Origin of the sequence: Corallococcus sp. AB045 (assembly GCF_003668895.1) — a bacterium.
Classification (GTDB): Bacteria; Myxococcota; Myxococcia; order Myxococcales; family Myxococcaceae; genus Corallococcus; species Corallococcus coralloides.
Genome location: NZ_RAWN01000007.1, coordinates 25959 through 41904, shown reverse-complemented (window position 1 = coordinate 41904; position 15946 = coordinate 25959). Strand labels below are relative to the sequence as shown.

The window sequence follows — 15946 nt, the reverse complement described above, 5'->3', positions numbered from 1 at the left end:
CGCTCGGGTGTCCGTCGAAGGAAGCATGCCCTCGCGGTCTGACAGCGTGCGCCGCCGGTTCTACTCCAGGCCCCCTGACAGTAGGCCCATGAACGAAACGAGTGGGGTAGTGGGCTATATCCGCTTTAGCAGTTATTACTCGTTCTGGACTGCCATTCGGTCCCATTCACAAAGGAGTCTCCATGTTCTCAAGAAGCCTCGTACTTGCGGCAGGGTGCATCGCGCTGGGATTCGGGTGTGGCGAGCCCGCGGATGAGACGCAGGAAATCGTTGGCAACCTGATCAGCGCCGGGTTCCCGTCCAACGACATCATGGTCGTCGATGGGAAGGTCTATGTCGGGCGGGACGCCGAGGTGTCCCTGGACGCCTCTCGCGAGATGCTCGCGGCCGGCGCGACCCCTGGGGAGCAGTACCGCACGAACAACGTCGTCAGCCCCTCCCTGACGAAGATCTGCATCAACGGTTCGGCGTTCACCGGCGTGTTCAGCACGGCGCTGGACCTCGCCATCCAGAACTACGACGAGCTGCCGCTCACCTTCTCCATGGCGCGCGCGCCGAGCACCGGCTGTAGCTTCACCATCAACGCGGTCATCGACCCGAACATGAATGGTGGCGTGGCCGGATTCCCGGCGAACGGCAACCCGTTCGGGCAGATCACCATCGGCGGCCAGCTCAGCCAGTACGGCGTCGACGTCATCGAGCACGTCATCACGCATGAGATTGGCCACACCATCGGCTTCCGGCACTCGGACTACTACAACCGCGCCATCAGCTGCGGCTCCGGCGGCAACGAGGGTGACGCCGGTGTCGGCGCGATCCACATCCCGGGCACGCCGACCACGGCCACCGTCGGTGCCTCGATCATGAACTCCTGCTTCCGCACGAGCGAGACGGGCGAGTTCACCGCCAGCGACCGCACCGCGCTGGCCGCGATGTACACAACCGCCTCCGCCCCCGCCCTGGTCAGCGCCCTGGACCCGAATCGCTGCCTGGACGTGACCGGCGGCAGCTCGGCGCAAGGAACAGCCACCCAGCTCTGGGAGTGCAACGGTACCGCCGCACAGCAGTGGACCCTGACCGCTCAAGGCGAGCTGCGCAGCAGCCTGGCGCCCAATCTCTGTCTGGACGTCTTCAACGGCGATCCGACGCCGGGCACGCGTGTCCAGATCTACGGGTGCAATGGGACGGCCGCCCAGCGGTGGACGGTGGTAGGCGCCACGGTGCGGAGCGCCCTGGCCCCCAACCTCTGCCTTGACGTCTTCAGTGCCAGCACGGCCCCAGGGACGAAGATTCAAATCTGGGGGTGCAACGCCACGAACGCCCAGAACTGGTTCACGCGCTGAGCGTGAGTTCCGGCGGAAGCTGAAGGATTTGAAATCAGGTCTGGCGGGTGTCATTGACACCTGCCAGACCGGTCGCGAATGAGGGCGCCTGTCTTTTCCCTGGGGGCCCGTCATGAGCGAGTCGCAGGCGATCACGCAGTTCGCCATCTGTCCGTCGATTGGCGTCGCGAGAGTTGGCAACAGCCCGGATGGGTTCTTCTTCGGGCCCGAGCTACCCGGCGCCCCGCGTGACCGGGGCAGGTACCGCGATACGAGCGGCCGCATCAAACTGGGAGCGGCCCGGGCGCCGGACTGGAGACGGAAAGGACCCAGGGTTGTCCCGGACCTGAACGCCCTCAGGAGTGTGTGTGTTTGACATTCAATCCACTCGCTCTGTATAGGCTGCTCGATTTTCTTCATTCACCGCCAGTGAATTCCGGATACCCCTTTGATATCGAGCAGCGGAAGACTTGCCGTGGTCCTCGTGTGGCTGTCAGGGCTTGTCGCATGTGACGCCGGCAGGCTTCCGGAAGGGGCGGACGGTGAAGTCCTGGCCCAGGTGGAGGCCGCGCTTGACGGAGGGAGCGTGGAGCTGCGGTCGAACGTGCTGAAGGGCACGGTGCGGCTCACCAACCAGAATCCAGAGGTGTTGGCGGTGCTGGCGGCGGATCCCTGGGTCCAGGACGCGGGCACCGTCACCGCGACGAGCACGGCGCCCGCGGGCTTCCGGGCCATCGCCAGTCCTTCCGAGCGCATCAGCCCGCTGGAATACCGCTTCGAGATGTCGGTGGAAGCCGGGGCGGGCGGAGACGCGGGCGTCGTCTACAGCGTCGCCGCCACTCGGGGAGGCTATGCCCATCCGGCGTTGTCCGGCGTGACGGTCCGTCCCGTCGCGGTGCAGCCCGAGCCCACGGACGTCACCGTTCAAAGCTGCATGGGGCTGGTCCAGTTCCGGTTCGGAACGGATGAAACCTGCCAGACCCGGGTGCCCCTCGCCGGGCTCAACATCCGGAACTTCCTCTTCCACGGCACGGGGCCCTACACGGCCTACGTCAACGCGGGCACGACGCAAGCCACCACGCTCACGTACACGCTCTCCACCTCCACGGGTGCCGTCACCCGGACGATTCCCGTGCAGGTCGGCGCGGCGTGTGACGAGGTCGTCCGGATGTGCATCCCCGTGGCGCCCCCGGCGCCTCCCGCGGTGGGTTCCATGACGGGAGCCTTCGAGATCCATGGTGAGCCCGTCCATGGATCGTCGCGGATCCTGATCCCGGGAGGCAACAGCCGGAACCAGGTCCTGCATGGGCCCTGGCGTCCCGTGAGTGCGCCGGAGACGTGGTGGACGGTGTCCGACCTGCCCGTGAATGCCTATCTGATGAATGCGATTGTGTATCTGCGGTCGGGGCGGGGCTTCACGGAGGCGTATACGCCGGACCTGGAGCCGTTCCTCGTCGTGGCGGGGCAGACCACGCCCATGACGAAGCAGGTGAACGGGGTGTCGCGTCACGCCTTCGACATCCACCCGGCGTATTTCTATGGCTCCGTCCGGCTGGCGGATCCCTTCATCCCCGCGCATCCCGGCGCCCGGAGCACCCTCCAGTCCCTCTTCTTCGAAGCGGACCACGACGCCAATGGCGATGGCACTCCGGATGTCGTGAGCATCGGCAACCGGGGAACCGCCTTCGTGGCGGAGGCGCCTGGAGGCTCCAGCCGGACCTCCTTTCCCGGGACATTCGATGTCACTCGCGGCGAATTGGCTTCCACGTATGAGCACGTGTTGCCGGGGCCCTATGATTTGACCTACCGCTGGTTCCAGGGCGCCATGTACCTGCGCTTCTGGTCCGAGCCGACGGGCAGCGCGCCCTTCACCACCCGGCCGGGGCTGTATGATCCTGAGCGTTTCCGTTACGGCTCGCTCGCGCTCCGCACCCTGCCCGCGAGTGGTTACACCGCCGACCTGGGTCCCGGGCAGCGCTTCCGCATCGACCACGAGTACTGCTTCAACGAAGTGCAGTTGCAGTACACCTCCACCCAGGGGCGCTTCTTCAATCCCACGGTAGAGGTGTCCACACAGTTCTCGGGCAAGGATTGGCGCGGCCAGCCCGTGGCCTACGTGGCGAATGGCACCTTCTACGGAACCCCCGCCGCCGTGAACGTCACGAACCCCGCCCAGTATGCGGACACCCAGGGACAGGTATCCCTGGCGCTGCCCCAGGGCAGCTTCACCCTGCGCCCCGGAGCATCCATGGTGAGTGAGTCGGGCACGGTGAACACCGCCACCTTCGCGCCCCTGGGCGTGACGCTGGGCTGCGGGCAGCGGATCAAGCTGGTGCCGCCGCTGGCCGTCAGCCTGGACGGCGCGCCAGGCTGTGCCACCTCGGCTTCCGGGGCGGTCTCCGGCCAGGTGAAGAGCCTGCCCGCGCAGGTGGACCGCATCTGGTACCGGCTCAACGGCGGACCCGAGGTCAATCTCTGCACGAACTGTGGCATCGACCCGCGCTTCTCCTTCCAGGTGCCGCTGCAAGCCTGTGACAACGCCATCCAGGTCTTCGCCTTCAGCGAAGGCATGGCCGAGCCCGCCACCGCCATCGAGCAACGCGTCTGGGACGACCCGGCGGATGGCCCGTCATGCGGTGCCGGCTACTGCGTCAACCGGCCGCCCGTGGCGCGCTGCCGGAGCGTGACGGTCCCGGCGGGCGGCGCATGCAGCGGCTGTGGCTCGGTGGATGACGGCTCGTACGACCCAGACCCGGGCGACACCGTGAGCTGCGTGCAGACCCCGGCGTGCCCGTACCCGCTGGGCTCGCACCGGGCAACGTTGACGTGCACGGACAGCGCGGGCCTGAGCGCATCATGCGAGGCCACGGTGACGGTCCGGGATGAGACTCCACCCGCGGTCGTGTGCGGCACCGTGCCGGAGCTGGAGTGTGACGGAGGCGGCGCGACCGCGAGCTTCACTGCGACGGCCACGGACAACTGCGGCGCGGTGACCACCACCTGTGCGCCGGCGTCCGGTGGGCTCTTCCCGCCCGGCACCACCACCACGACCTGCACGGCCACGGACGGCGCGGGCCTGCGCACCCAGTGCACCGTTCCTGTGACGGTGCGGGACACGCAGCCGCCCACGCTCGTCTGCCCGGCCCCCGTCATCGTCGAACGCACGGGGCCGGAGGGCGCCACCGTGGTCCCCGGCACGGCCACCGCGAGCGACACCTGCGCTCCGCCTGGAGTCTCCGGCCCGGCGGCTGGCGTCTACCCGGTCGGAACCACGGCCGTGACGTACACCGCCACGGACCTGGGCGGAAACCAGGCCTCGTGCGTCTCCCACATCCACGTCACGGACCCAGAGCTGGGAAATCCCCCGAACGTCACGATGTGCAACCTGCCCCGCTACACGCGTGAGACGAACCTCATGGCCTGTGGCTGGACCACGCCTGTGCCGGGCAACGCCCCCATCACCTCCGCCTTCTTCCGGGTGGACGGAGGCGCGCCCATCCCCGTGACGCCAGACCTCAGCGGAGGCTTCGTCATCACCTGGCTGGACCTGGAGGAGGGCACGCACGTCGTGGAGCTGACCGCCATCGACACGCGGGGCGCCATCCTCCGGCGGCAGATGACGGTGACGGTGGACCTCACGCCGCCCGTGCTCGCCATCCTTTCCCCTCTGGCGGATGACGTCCTCTCAAGCCCCGTCGTCACCGTGCGCTCCTCCATCGAGGATGCCTCGCCGACGACAGTGCGGACACAGTGGATGGAGTCCAGCCAGCTCGAGACCGGCAGGGGCACGGTCACCCACACGGTGGACCTGGTGAACTGGGGGCAGGTCGCCTTGCTGGTCAGCGCGACGGACGCGGCGGGAAACACCACGCAGCAACTCACGCAGGTCTTCGTCGGCGCCACGCCTCCGGCGCTTCGTGCGAGCGCTCCCGTGCCCTGAGCCGCCACGGCAATGAGGGGGATGGTGCCAGTGTCTGGAAAGCTGGCAGCGCCACTCGCGTGGAATACTGGCAGGCAGGTTCACGTTGCCCACCCTTTCTCCGAGCATGCCCCCAGTTCCTTCCGAGGTCTCGCCCCCCAGCGCCGAAGCCCGTCCCGTGGACTCCGGCGAGCGACTGGCGCTCCTCGACACACTGCGTGGTTTCGCCCTGTGCGGCGTGTTCATCTCCAATGTGATGGTGTGGTTTAGCGGCAGGGTATTCCTGCCGCGAGAGCAGACCCTCGCGGCGATGAACAACGCACCGCTCGCCGACACCGTCACCTGGCAGGCGTTCTCGCTCCTCGTGGCCGGGAAGTTCATCACCCTCTTCTCGTTCCTCTTCGGCCTCGGCTTCGCGGTGCAGATGGGCCGCGCCGAGGCGCGCGGGGCCTCCATCACGCCGCTCTATGTCCGGCGGCTGGGGGTGATGCTGGTGATGGGGCTCTCCCACCTGTTCCTCATCTGGTACGGCGACATCCTCAGCACGTACGCGGTGCTGGGATTCGGACTGCTCCTGTTCCGGGGGCGCTCGGACCGAACGCTGCTCATCTGCGCCCTGCTGTTCGCCCTTGGGTGGTCCGTCGTCGGCGTGGTCATCCTCAAGCTCCCGCAGTTGATGGCGGACACGCCGGAGGCCGGCGCGGCCATTGCCAAGGCGGCCACCGAGAAGTCCGCGGCCATCAAGGCGCAGACGCTCGCGGCCTACACCCATGGAAGCTGGCTGGACGTGACGAAGGCGACCTTTCACTTCGTCGTCCGCGACTACTTCCCGCTGCTGCTGGCCATCACGCTCTCGACGTTTGGCCGGTTCCTGCTGGGCCTGCTGGCGGGGAAGCGCCGCATCTTCCACGACGTGCCCCAGCACCTGCGGCTGTTCCGTCGGCTCCTCGGGTGGGGGCTCGTGGCCGGGGTGATTGGCAGCGGCAGCGGACTGGCGCTGCAACAGCTCATGCTGAAGCAGGTCTTCACCCCGGAGACGCTGCCGACGTGGGTGTCCTTCGCCATCGCGCCGCTGCGGAACCTGGGCGAGCTGGGCTTCGCGGCCGTCTACGTGTCCGGCATCACCCTGCTCTTCCAGCGAGCCACCTGGCAGCGAGCGCTGGGTCTGCTCGCGCCCGTGGGCCGCATGGCGCTGACGAACTACCTGTCACAGTCGATCATCAGCGTGCTGTTCTTCTACGGGTTCGGACTGGGCTTCATCACGAAGCTGGGCCCCGTGGCGTGCGTGGTGTACTGCCTGGCCATCTTCTGCGTCCAGGGGGTGTGGAGCCACCTGTGGCTGGCGAGGTTCCGCTTCGGCCCCGCGGAGTGGGTGTGGCGGTCGCTGACGTATGGAAAGGCCCAGCCGATGCGCCGGGATGACGCCGCGAGCCAACGCACGACGGCGCCAGCGTAGCGCGGACGTCAGCCGCCGCCGTTCCCATCGAACTCCAGATAGGAGCCATTCCAATACGAGAGTGAGTCATACGTGGCGTTGGTCTCGGTACGACAGGCGTCGGTGACCTGGCTGCAATTGGGGCCAGAGCGGAAACGTTCAGGAAGAATGGGGGCGCATGGAATGACAAGACTGGCGCACAGGGGTCGATGCTGACCACCGGGCACAAATTCAGGACATCCCTGGAAGCACCTGCGCTGTTCGGGCAACATGGACAGCCTTCCCCCGCGGTCGCATCCCTGGTGCCTGATGACACGCCTTGGCCTTCCGCAGCGTCTCCTGGTGTTCGCGACCTTGATGGGAGGCGGCGTCTCGGTCGCGGAGGAGGCCCCGGTGGGCGTCGCGGTGGACCGGGCGGATGAGCCTCCGCGCAACTACGGCAACCTGCGCGCCGGGGCGTCCACCTCCGGCCGGCGTCCCAGCATCTGTCTGGAGTTGTCTCCGCTGGCGCGGCTGGGCGTGGAGGCCTGCGGCACGGGTTCGGGGTTCCTCCACCGCGACCCGGAGCCGGAGATCGCCCACTTCCGCGCCAACCTGACGCTCACCTCCTTCAAGACGCGCCTCGGCTGGCTCCAGCCCCGGTTGAGCGCCGGCTTCGCCGAGCTGCAGATTGGCGAGGACAGCTCGGGCTTCGACTTCGGGGGCTCCGGCCCCACCGGCGTGGAGACCGCCGGGCCCGAGGTGGGCGCGTCCCTCCGGGCCCTGCTGCCCATCTCCTCCGGCTTTGAGTTCGTGGGAGAGCTGGGGTTCAGCGCCGCGTACTTCAACGCCGCGCCGCAGCTGATCAGACCGCAGGCCCGCTTCCAGCCGAGCGCCTCGTTCACGCTCGGCGTTGGCTTCTGAGCCGCACCATGACCCTGGCGAGCCCTGGAACGAAGCGCGCGGCGGTGGGCTGGAGCATCTGCGTCTGCGTGGTGCTGGCGGCCATCCTCGTCCCCTTCCTCCTCTTCGGCGAGCGCCTGGAGGCCGCCACTCAATCCTTCCTGGAGGCGCGTCCACCGGACTGGCAGGTGGCGCTCGTGCTGGGAGGGCTGCTGGCGGGGGACATCGTCCTGCCGGTGCCGTCCAGCCTCGTCGGCACGGCGTCCGGGGCGCTGCTGGGCTTCTGGGGCGGCCTGACGGCCTGCTGGGCGGGAATGATGGTGGGCTGTGGTTGGGGCTACCTGCTGGGCGCCAGGGGCGGCGAGGCGGCCTTGCGGCGCACCCTGGGTCCGGTGGAACTTCAGCGGCTGTCCCGCCTGGCCGAACGCCGGGGTCCCTGGTTGCTGATTGCATTGCGCGGCGTGCCAATGCTGGCGGAGTCCTCCGTCCTCTTCGCTGGCGCCAGCCGCATGCCGTTGGGGAGTTTCCTCGGGGCCTGCGCGCTCTCCAACCTGGGCGTCTGCGCCACCTACGCCGCGGTGGGTGCCTCGTCGGCGCGACTCGGGTCATTCCTGACATTGTTCGCGGGCATGGTTGTACTGCCTGGACTCGCGCTCTGGCTGGTGCGGCGCTTGATGAACTGACAGCGGACTTTACCGCCCCAGCATGAATTTCATGAAAAACCGTTTTAAGTCTGTTTAGCCCTCGACGGCTTCTCCCCCGCAGCGATTAAACTCTTGCGCCCACGCCCGGCACCTCGTCGGGCGCAACCGCATGGGGGAGACTGCCTTTGTCCGACAAACCGCGCATCCTGCTCGCCGTGGCACTTGGTGCCACGGGCCTCCTGGCCTGCCCAACAACGTCGCTCATGGATTCGGGCCCCTCCGCCCCCAAGGCGACGGCGCTCGAGGCCAATGACTGCCCGGCGGACGTGGCCTGGCTCAACAGCTCCACCCTCCCCAGCGAAGTGCCGGGGAACAAGACCATCTGCAACTTCGAGCAGTTCATGTGGCAGAGCATGCTCGCGCTCGTCCAGCCGGCCAGCGGCAAGCCGGACATGGTGCAATTCGAGACGTGGATGCCGTCCTACGGCATCTTCATCAAGGACGGGGTACCGACGCCCTGGGGCCAGGAGCCGCCTGTCTCCTGCACCAACGCCGTGAAGCCCACGGCGGGTGGCAAGCCGCCCCGCCTCTACACCGACATCATCAAACAGGCCGGCGCGGATCAGCCGCTGATCGACCTGAAGGGCGAGTTCGTCTACTACGGCATGTCCGTCAACCAGAGCACCTACACGATGCTGACGTCCTGTCAGCTCTACCAGGCGAACTGCGCGGGACAGCTCAAGCCCGGGAACAACGGCATCGACATCATCAAGAAGTATCCGAACCTCGCGTACCCGGACACGGCCGTCGAGCTGAAGACGAGCTGGATGGTGCTCGACGAAGCGACGGCCAGCTCGGGCCTCTTCTATGTGGTTCCCGGCCTCATCCAGGTCAAGGACAGCCCCTGCCGGCAGGTGAACCTGGGACTGACCGGCATGCACATCGTGTCCAAGACGCCCAGCTTCCCGGCGATGATCTGGGCCACATTCGAGCACCGCAACAACGCGCCCGACTGCAGCAACCTCTCCGGGGCGCCTCCGCTCGGGGGCACGTGGAACTTCTACAACCCGGCCTGCACCGACTGCGTGACCAACACCTATCAGCCGGGCAAGCCCGCCCAGGTCTGCCGCATGCACCCGCAGGGGGACTCGGCCATCGGCACCTTCCCTGGCGGCGTCGACTGTAGTGTCAATCCCAATCAGTTCGCCTGTCAGGACAAGACCCGCACGATGCTCGCCGAGAGCACCCAGGCGCTCAACGCCATCAACAGCAGCGTCCAGGCGCTGATCCAGGCCAACCCCGGCCGCATCAACAAGGTCTGGGCCAACTACGAGCTCGTCGGCAACGTGTGGACCGTCAACGGCACGGTCCCGCCCTATCTGCAAGCGCAGCAGGGTTCGCTGTCCGCCGCCAATACCTCCATGGAGACCTTCGTCCAGAACGGCGTCGCGGCGATGACCAATCCCTACAGCTGCTTGAGCTGCCACGACATGTCGGGCCCCACCGGAAGCCAGAACCTGCCGCCCGCGGGCTTGAGCCACCTGTTCGACGAAGTCCAGATGCCCGGTGGGTGCACGAATGGCTCGCTTCCCGCCGCGTGCGCCCCCTACATCGGCAGCGGCAACTAGAACCCCGAGGAGACCTCCATGAGCTACCTTGATACGCCTCGCATCAACTTCTCTGGTTCGTTCCAGGCTTCGCCGGCCACCATCAACAACACGCCCAACAACTACAACCCGGCGAACTACAACGAGGACTCGCTCAAGCCCAACAACATCGAGCTCTACTGGGAGCCCAAGGGCGACAGCATCTTCGACCTGCTCGACTGCAAGGTGACCACCGTCGAGCTGCCCGGCGGCGGCAGTGATTCCCTCATGGGAGCCGGGGTGAGCTGCCTGTACATGGGGTCTCCGCCCAAGCTGGTGGACCTGGATCCCATGCAGCAGAACGGCAGTGAGATCTGGGGCTTCAACGTCATCATCGGTGACATCAGCGGCGCCAATGTCCAGGGCGTGTTCACGCCGGTTGCATTCAACGGCATCTGGATGAATTCGCAGGACCCAAACACCCCCAGGAGCTCCGCGAGCGGCTCCGCCGCCTATCAATCAACGCTCACGAACCTGAAGTGGAACGTCGGCAATTCGGCGGTCCTCCAGGCACTGCAGAAGGCGTCCCCCCACCGCCTGTCCATCCGCCTGGTGGTCAGCGCCCACAACAACGCCCCGTACCTCTTCGCCTTCAACTCCGCCACCTTCCAGGCGATGCAGGCACAGGGGGTCCCCGCCGCCATCGTGGACAAGCTCGCGATCCTCCAGGACTACGTGATGAACGTGGACGGAGATGGCAAGCCGCTGGATCCGGGTCGGGGCTACATCCCCACGCAGATGTACGTCAGCTCCCTGCTGGAGCAGTTGCTGGGCCAGGCCACGGCTCAACAGTACGGGCCCACCATCCTGGCGGTGACCCAGCAGCCCTACCATCCGTGGATCAACTACACCACCAAGGAGCCCCTGCCCCAGCAGCCGCTCTTCAACTTCAATTACGGCAAGCTCGTTGGCTCCGTGGGCCCCTGTCTGGATGACGAGCCCACCTTCGCCGTGCCCGCGCGCACCCTGGCGCAAATCCCGCACCCGCGCCCGGCCGTGAACGCGTGGTGGGCCCTGGCGCAGCTCAACCTGGACTCCACGCCCTCGTTGACGCTCGACCTGGGCAACTCATTGCCCGTCCAGTGGCCGGGCCGTTCGCTCTGGACGGAGAAGCTGGGAACACTATCGCTCGCGTACTACACGGGCTCCGGTGACTCGAAGACGTATACGACCATCGTCCCGTCGATTGACTACAGCAATCCCGATTTCATCGACAAGCAGTCCGGGATGCTGGTCGTCACGAACTTTGGCGGTGTCGATCCCAAGAGCCTCGCGAACCTGCCGCTCGCGCTCCGGAGCACGACCGGCACCGGCACCGATGCCGTGACGCTGACCCTGCTGGAGGAGAACTCCGAGGGTTTGAGCCTGCGCGCGGATCAGTTCATCTACCGCATGAACCCGGGCATGCAGACCACGCCTGGCTTCCAGCTCGGGGAGACCAACACCCTCAACCTCTACGTGCGCAAGTTCGGCCGCATCGAGGGGACGGAGCAATGGAAGATCGCCCTGCACACCCTCACCCCGGCCGAAGCGGCCGACTACACCCTGAAGACCCTGGGCACGCAGGGCACCAATGGCATCAGCGAGAAGAACATCTCGACCCCCGAGAACATCCTGGCGCTCTCCCCGAATGTCGTGAGCGTCACCGGAGGCAAGGCCACCGTCACCCTCACCGCAGCGGATCCAAAGAATCCCCGGCTCTATGTGGACGGGCAGGTCTACTTCACCCGGTACACCTTCAGTCCCACGGTCGCTGACTACAAGCAGGACCCCAACGACCTGGTCAGCGTTCAGATCTACCAGCAGACCCCCATCACGGGCACGCCGACGTGGGTCAATGGGATTGGAGACATCCTGCGGCAGTACGGCATGCTCTATCCCGTCATGGGCCGCTTCCAGCTGTGGACCTATGACGGCATCATCAACAACCGCGAGAAGATCGCGCGGGTGCTCGGCCTGGACATCAGCCAGCCGCTGCACATGCCGGTGAGCCGCGACCTGTCCGCCATCAAGCTCAAGCTCATCCTGGATTGGTTCAACGCGGGCATGCCCTACGGACCCATGGGCCCCGAGGGCGGTTCGGGGACGGCCTGGGACAACCTGCCGGCGGTCAGCGGATGGGGGCCCATGACGAGCCTCCTGGTGCGCTCGGGCGACATCATCGACGCCATCCAGCCGAGCTATGGCTCCAACGCCGCGCCCTACCAGGGAGGCCCTGGCGGGAACGCGCACACGCTCGACCTCACGGACGACGGAATCGTGTCGATGACGGGCTACACGGGCACGTACTTCGGCATGACGCAGATTGCCCAGGTCACGTTCAAGACGGCGCGGGGCAAGACCTACGGCCCCTACGGGACGATGGCGAACGTGTCTGGCACGAAGCCCTACTCGCTCGTCGTGCCCACCGGCAGCGCGATCCGGTCCTTCTTCGGAACGACGGTCGTGCACTCGGGCGGAACGAAGTACATCGCCTCGCTCGGCGGCAACGTGCAGTTGCTCTGAACAAGGGACTGCTACCGCCGTGACTCGCGGCGGGCCTGATGCGTGGGCCCGCCGCAGGTCTTCAACGGCAGCCCACCGCCTTGGCAATCAGCTCGGTGACGGCCTCGGGGTGGCTGATCATCGCAACGTGTGAGCTGCGGATCTCGACGGTATGGGCGCGAGCGCGCCGGGCCATGAAGCGCTCGGCCTCTGGCGGGATGGTGTTGTCGTCGCGGGCAACCATGTACCAGGACGGAATGACCTTCCACGCAGGCGGTCCGGATGGCTCATTGAAGACGGAGACCGCGGCCGGGCGCTGACTCGAGGCCCCCACCGCCGCGTCCTTCTCACGGATATCGGCCGCGAAGAGCTCCTGGAAGAAGGCGGGGTCGATGTATGCGTCGGCGTCCGAGGTTCCTCCCCCTGGGAACGGGCGCAAGATGAGGTGCTCGCCGAGCTCGGAATGGCCGCCGCCGAGAGTGTTGGCCTCCGAGATGGTCTCCCCTTGGTCGAGTGCATACGCGGCGATGTACACAAGCGCTTTCACGTTCGCATTCCCGGTAGCTGCGTTCGTGATGATGGCTCCACCGTAGGAGTGGCCGACCAGTACGATGGGACCGGTGAGGGTCCCCAGGAAGTACCGCAGGTACTCCGCATCACCCGAGATGCTGCGCAAGGGATTCGCGAACGCGTAGGCCGTGTAGCCTTGTTTCTGCAGCCGCTTGATCACGTCGGCCCAGCCGGATGCGTCGGCGAACGCGCCGTGGACGAGGACGATGGTGGGCTTGCGACGACAGCCGGTGCTCCATTCGTCTTCGGATGCAACGGCCAGGGAAGGAGTGACGCTGACAGCCATCAGTGCCCAGAGGGCATAGAGCAGACCCAGCCGGCATGCGTTCTGTTGGGTGAAGCGCTGAGCGTTCATCGGCCTCTCCGAATGGGCCCGCGCGTGGCGCGGGACGGCGCGGAAGGTGGGTGGCCGACACGACCGCGACAACCCAGACCGGAGTCCAGGCCTGATGACTCAGCCTGGGAAGGGATTCGACTGGGGCGCCCGGCTGGCGACACCCCGCGCCACGCGCAGCCACACCAGCGAGACCATCAGCCACGCCGCCGTGAGCGCGCTCCACGTCTGGGGCGCGCTGGCCCAGACCAGCCACAGCGTCACCGACACTCCCATCGCGAGCACCCGGACGAGCTCCAAGGGCTCGCTCCACGCCTTCGACTCCAGCATCCCGCTCCAGGCGGTCGCCATCGCCCAGAGCAGCAGACTCAACGCGACCTTCTGCCAGCCTGACAGCGGCGAGGCATGGTGGCTCACCAGGAGCATGAACGGCATCGACGCGAACAACTGGAAGACGAGGTACCCACGGACGCCAGGCAGCTCCCGCGAGTGATACTTCACCTCCGCGCCCTCCTGCTTCCAGTACCCCAACACGCGAGGAGGCAGGTCCGCGGGCCGCCAGCCCGTGGGCATCAGCCAGAGGCGCAGCCGGTCCCAGTGGCTCTTCGTGGCGACGGCGTCCGCGAAGAGCCGGGCCCATGCCTGGAAGTTGATGACCGTCGGGTCCCAGGTGTTCGCCGGGGTGGTCAGGCCGTAGGAGCACGGCTCGGTCTCCTCCGCGTAGGTGCCGAACATCCGGTCCCAGATGATGAGGAAGCCCGCGTAGTTCTTGTCGATGTAGGCGTCGTTGCGCGCGTGGTGCACGCGGTGGTGCGACGGCGTGTTCAGCCACGACTCCACCCACCGCGGGAGCTTGGGGATGACCCGCGTGTGGGGGATGAACTGGAGCACCAGGTGGAAGGCCACCATCGCCAGCACCGCCTCCGGCGGAAAGCCCACCAGCACCAGCGGCCAGTAGAAGAGGAACGAGAAGAGGCGCTGCGTCACGCTCGCGCGCAGGGCCACCGCGTAGTTGAGCTCCTCGGTGGAATGGTGCGGCGAATGGGCCGCCCAGCCGATGTTGGTGCGGTGCCCGAAGCGGTGGAACCAGTAGAAGAGGAAGTCGACGCCCAGGAAGAGCGCCACCAGCGACAGCGGCGACGAGGCGTCCAGCCGCCACGGCGCGAACTGGCCCAGCTGCGTGAAGAGGGGCAGCACCATCAGGGCCACCGCGACGTTGACGCACTGGTTCATCACCGCCGTGCCCATGCTCGCGATGGAGTCCTGGAAGCTGTAGTAGCCGTTGCGGCGCACCACGCACCAGGCGAACTCGGTCAGGGCCAGGACGATGACGAAGGGCGTCGCCACGGCGTAGACGTTGATGGACATGCCTCCGGTATATGTTTCCCGGAGCGGCCTGCGCCTTAACCCAGGTCAAGCCAGGGTCCTTAGAGACGTGAGATTCCCCAAGCTCTTCGAGCGCCTCGCCACGCTGGCCCCGCTTCCCCCCGAGGAGTGGGCGAAGGCCGAGGCCGTGGCGAAGGAACAGTCGCTCGCGAAGCGGGAGTTCTTCATGCGTCCGGGAGATGCGGCGGACCGGTTCGCCGTGGTGCTTCAGGGCGTCTTCCGGGGCGTGCGCGTGTCGCCACGCGGGGGCGAGTCCATCAAGGCCTTCCGCGCCGAGGGAGAGCTGATTGGCGCCTACGCGGAGATGTTGCAGCGGCGGCCTTCAATGACCGCGATTGAAGCGCTGGAGCCGAGCCGCGTGCTGGTGTTCCAGACGCGGGACTTCCAGACGCTGGAGCAGGGCCACGTGTGCTGGGAGCGGCTGGCGCGCCGGGTGGCGGAGCAGCACTTCCTCCTCAAGGAGCGCCGCGAGCAGGAGTTCCTGGAGCTGTCCGCGGAGGAGCGGCTCGTGAACTTCTGGGAGGAACATCCCCATTTGAAGGGACGGATTCCCCAGCGCGACGTGGCGGCCTACCTCGGCATCACCGAGGTGGGGCTGAGCCGCATCATGTCGCGGCGCCGCAAGCGCACCACGTCGCCCGCGTAACGCGGACCCGCGAAGGCCAACGACACACAGTATGGGCTCAGGCCGATTGACAGGACGCTTCGTGGAAACTTGATACAACCAGAGCCAAAGTTTTCATCCATCCTCCCGCGACAGATGCAGGTTGTCTGGCGAGCATGCCCGCCTCTACGCTTGCCTGATGACCCGACTGCTCGCAGCGTTGATCCTTCTTCCTTCGATGGCCTTCGGGCAGGTGCGTGTGGACATCGACGTGAAGCTGCCTGACATCGTCTTCACGACCCCGCCGCCACTCGTCGTCGTGCAGCCCGGCGTGCAGGTGGTGGAGGACTACGACGAGGACCTCTACGTCGTGGACAATGTGTACTGGGTGCGCCGCGATGGGCGGTGGTTCCGGGCGCGCGACTACCACGGCGGCTGGGAGGTCGTGGAGGAGCGGCGAGTCCCCGTCACCGTCGTCAAGGTGCCTCCCGGCCGTTACAAGCGGTGGAAGCACCCGAAGAAGCGGGGGGCCGTGCCCGCGTCGTACCATGAGCGCGACCGCCATGATGATCACCACGGCGGTCATCACGACGACCACCACAAGGGCGGCAAGGGCAAGGGGAGGAAGAAGTAGCCCGCCTCCGGCCGGCCATAGCGGGGGAATCCGAGGCCCGGGCTCCGGCCGCGAGCGGAGCGAGGACCCCTTACAGCAGCGGCATG

Annotated in this window: 12 protein-coding genes; 10 read left to right on the top strand and 2 right to left on the bottom strand. The window is 66.8% G+C overall.

All coding sequences use genetic code 11. The features are described from left to right. Positions 1-182 precede the first annotated feature (182 nt). The 8 genes from D7Y21_RS02965 (at position 183) to D7Y21_RS02935 (ending at position 12353) form a co-directional block, all read left to right on the top strand. Positions 183-1343 (top strand): M57 family metalloprotease, encoded by a 1161-nt coding sequence (locus tag D7Y21_RS02965; protein ID WP_121711107.1) that lies wholly within the window; start codon positions 183-185, stop codon positions 1341-1343. 112 nt (positions 1344-1455) lie between these two features. After that, positions 1456-1698 carry a LodA/GoxA family CTQ-dependent oxidase gene (locus D7Y21_RS43585; RefSeq protein ID WP_158627216.1) on the top strand — a complete coding sequence of 81 codons (243 nt, stop codon included), beginning with the start codon at positions 1456-1458 and terminating at the stop codon, positions 1696-1698. Positions 1699-1797: 99 nt separating this feature from the next. Further along, positions 1798-5262 (top strand): HYR domain-containing protein, encoded by a 3465-nt coding sequence (locus D7Y21_RS02960; RefSeq protein WP_121711105.1) that lies wholly within the window; start codon positions 1798-1800, stop codon positions 5260-5262. Positions 5263-5368: 106 nt separating this feature from the next. Further along, a complete protein-coding gene (locus D7Y21_RS02955) occupies positions 5369-6697 on the top strand; it encodes a DUF418 domain-containing protein (RefSeq protein WP_121711103.1) in 1329 nt (442 codons plus the stop codon). Between the two features lie 321 nt (positions 6698-7018). Beyond that, on the top strand, positions 7019-7579 hold the full coding sequence (locus D7Y21_RS02950; RefSeq protein ID WP_233611950.1) for a hypothetical protein: 561 nt from the start codon (positions 7019-7021) through the stop codon (positions 7577-7579). A gap of 8 nt (positions 7580-7587) precedes the next feature. Next, positions 7588-8241, top strand: coding sequence for a TVP38/TMEM64 family protein (locus D7Y21_RS02945; protein ID WP_121711101.1), 654 nt, complete (start codon positions 7588-7590; stop codon positions 8239-8241). Between the two features lie 224 nt (positions 8242-8465). Continuing rightward, positions 8466-9830: a hypothetical protein gene (locus D7Y21_RS02940; protein WP_147469169.1), complete on the top strand. Its 1365-nt coding sequence runs from the start codon at positions 8466-8468 to the stop codon at positions 9828-9830. An 18-nt stretch (positions 9831-9848) separates the two neighbouring features. Then, positions 9849-12353 carry a hypothetical protein gene (locus D7Y21_RS02935; protein WP_120561468.1) on the top strand — a complete coding sequence of 835 codons (2505 nt, stop codon included), beginning with the start codon at positions 9849-9851 and terminating at the stop codon, positions 12351-12353. A gap of 61 nt (positions 12354-12414) precedes the next feature. Here the strand turns inward: D7Y21_RS02935 and D7Y21_RS02930 are convergent, their stop codons facing one another. Beyond that, positions 12415-13257: an alpha/beta fold hydrolase gene (locus D7Y21_RS02930; RefSeq protein WP_121711097.1), complete on the bottom strand. Its 843-nt coding sequence runs from the start codon at positions 13255-13257 to the stop codon at positions 12415-12417. Positions 13258-13356: 99 nt separating this feature from the next. Further along, complete coding sequence (locus D7Y21_RS02925) at positions 13357-14604, bottom strand: sterol desaturase family protein (protein ID WP_121711095.1); 1248 nt, start codon at positions 14602-14604, stop codon at positions 13357-13359. A gap of 67 nt (positions 14605-14671) precedes the next feature. On the opposite strand from D7Y21_RS02925, the gene D7Y21_RS02920 reads away from it, so the two are divergent. Then, a complete protein-coding gene (locus D7Y21_RS02920; protein WP_121711093.1) occupies positions 14672-15268 on the top strand; it encodes a Crp/Fnr family transcriptional regulator in 597 nt (198 codons plus the stop codon). A gap of 157 nt (positions 15269-15425) precedes the next feature. Further along, the gene (locus D7Y21_RS02915; protein ID WP_147443093.1) at positions 15426-15860 is read left to right on the top strand and encodes a hypothetical protein; all 435 of its coding nucleotides are present in this window, start codon (positions 15426-15428) and stop codon (positions 15858-15860) included. The last annotated feature ends 86 nt before the right edge of the window (positions 15861-15946 follow it).

Coding starts and splice junctions, on each gene's coding strand:
- D7Y21_RS02965 (WP_121711107.1), top strand. CDS start 183: ATGTTCTCAAGAAGCCTCGTACTTGCGGCAGGGTGCATCGCGCTGGGA.
- D7Y21_RS43585 (WP_158627216.1), top strand. CDS start 1,456: ATGAGCGAGTCGCAGGCGATCACGCAGTTCGCCATCTGTCCGTCGATT.
- D7Y21_RS02955 (WP_121711103.1), top strand. CDS start 5,369: ATGCCCCCAGTTCCTTCCGAGGTCTCGCCCCCCAGCGCCGAAGCCCGT.
- D7Y21_RS02945 (WP_121711101.1), top strand. CDS start 7,588: ATGACCCTGGCGAGCCCTGGAACGAAGCGCGCGGCGGTGGGCTGGAGC.
- D7Y21_RS02940 (WP_147469169.1), top strand. CDS start 8,466: ATGGATTCGGGCCCCTCCGCCCCCAAGGCGACGGCGCTCGAGGCCAAT.
- D7Y21_RS02935 (WP_120561468.1), top strand. CDS start 9,849: ATGAGCTACCTTGATACGCCTCGCATCAACTTCTCTGGTTCGTTCCAG.
- D7Y21_RS02930 (WP_121711097.1), bottom strand. CDS start 13,257: ATGAACGCTCAGCGCTTCACCCAACAGAACGCATGCCGGCTGGGTCTG.
- D7Y21_RS02925 (WP_121711095.1), bottom strand. CDS start 14,604: ATGTCCATCAACGTCTACGCCGTGGCGACGCCCTTCGTCATCGTCCTG.
- D7Y21_RS02915 (WP_147443093.1), top strand. CDS start 15,426: ATGACCCGACTGCTCGCAGCGTTGATCCTTCTTCCTTCGATGGCCTTC.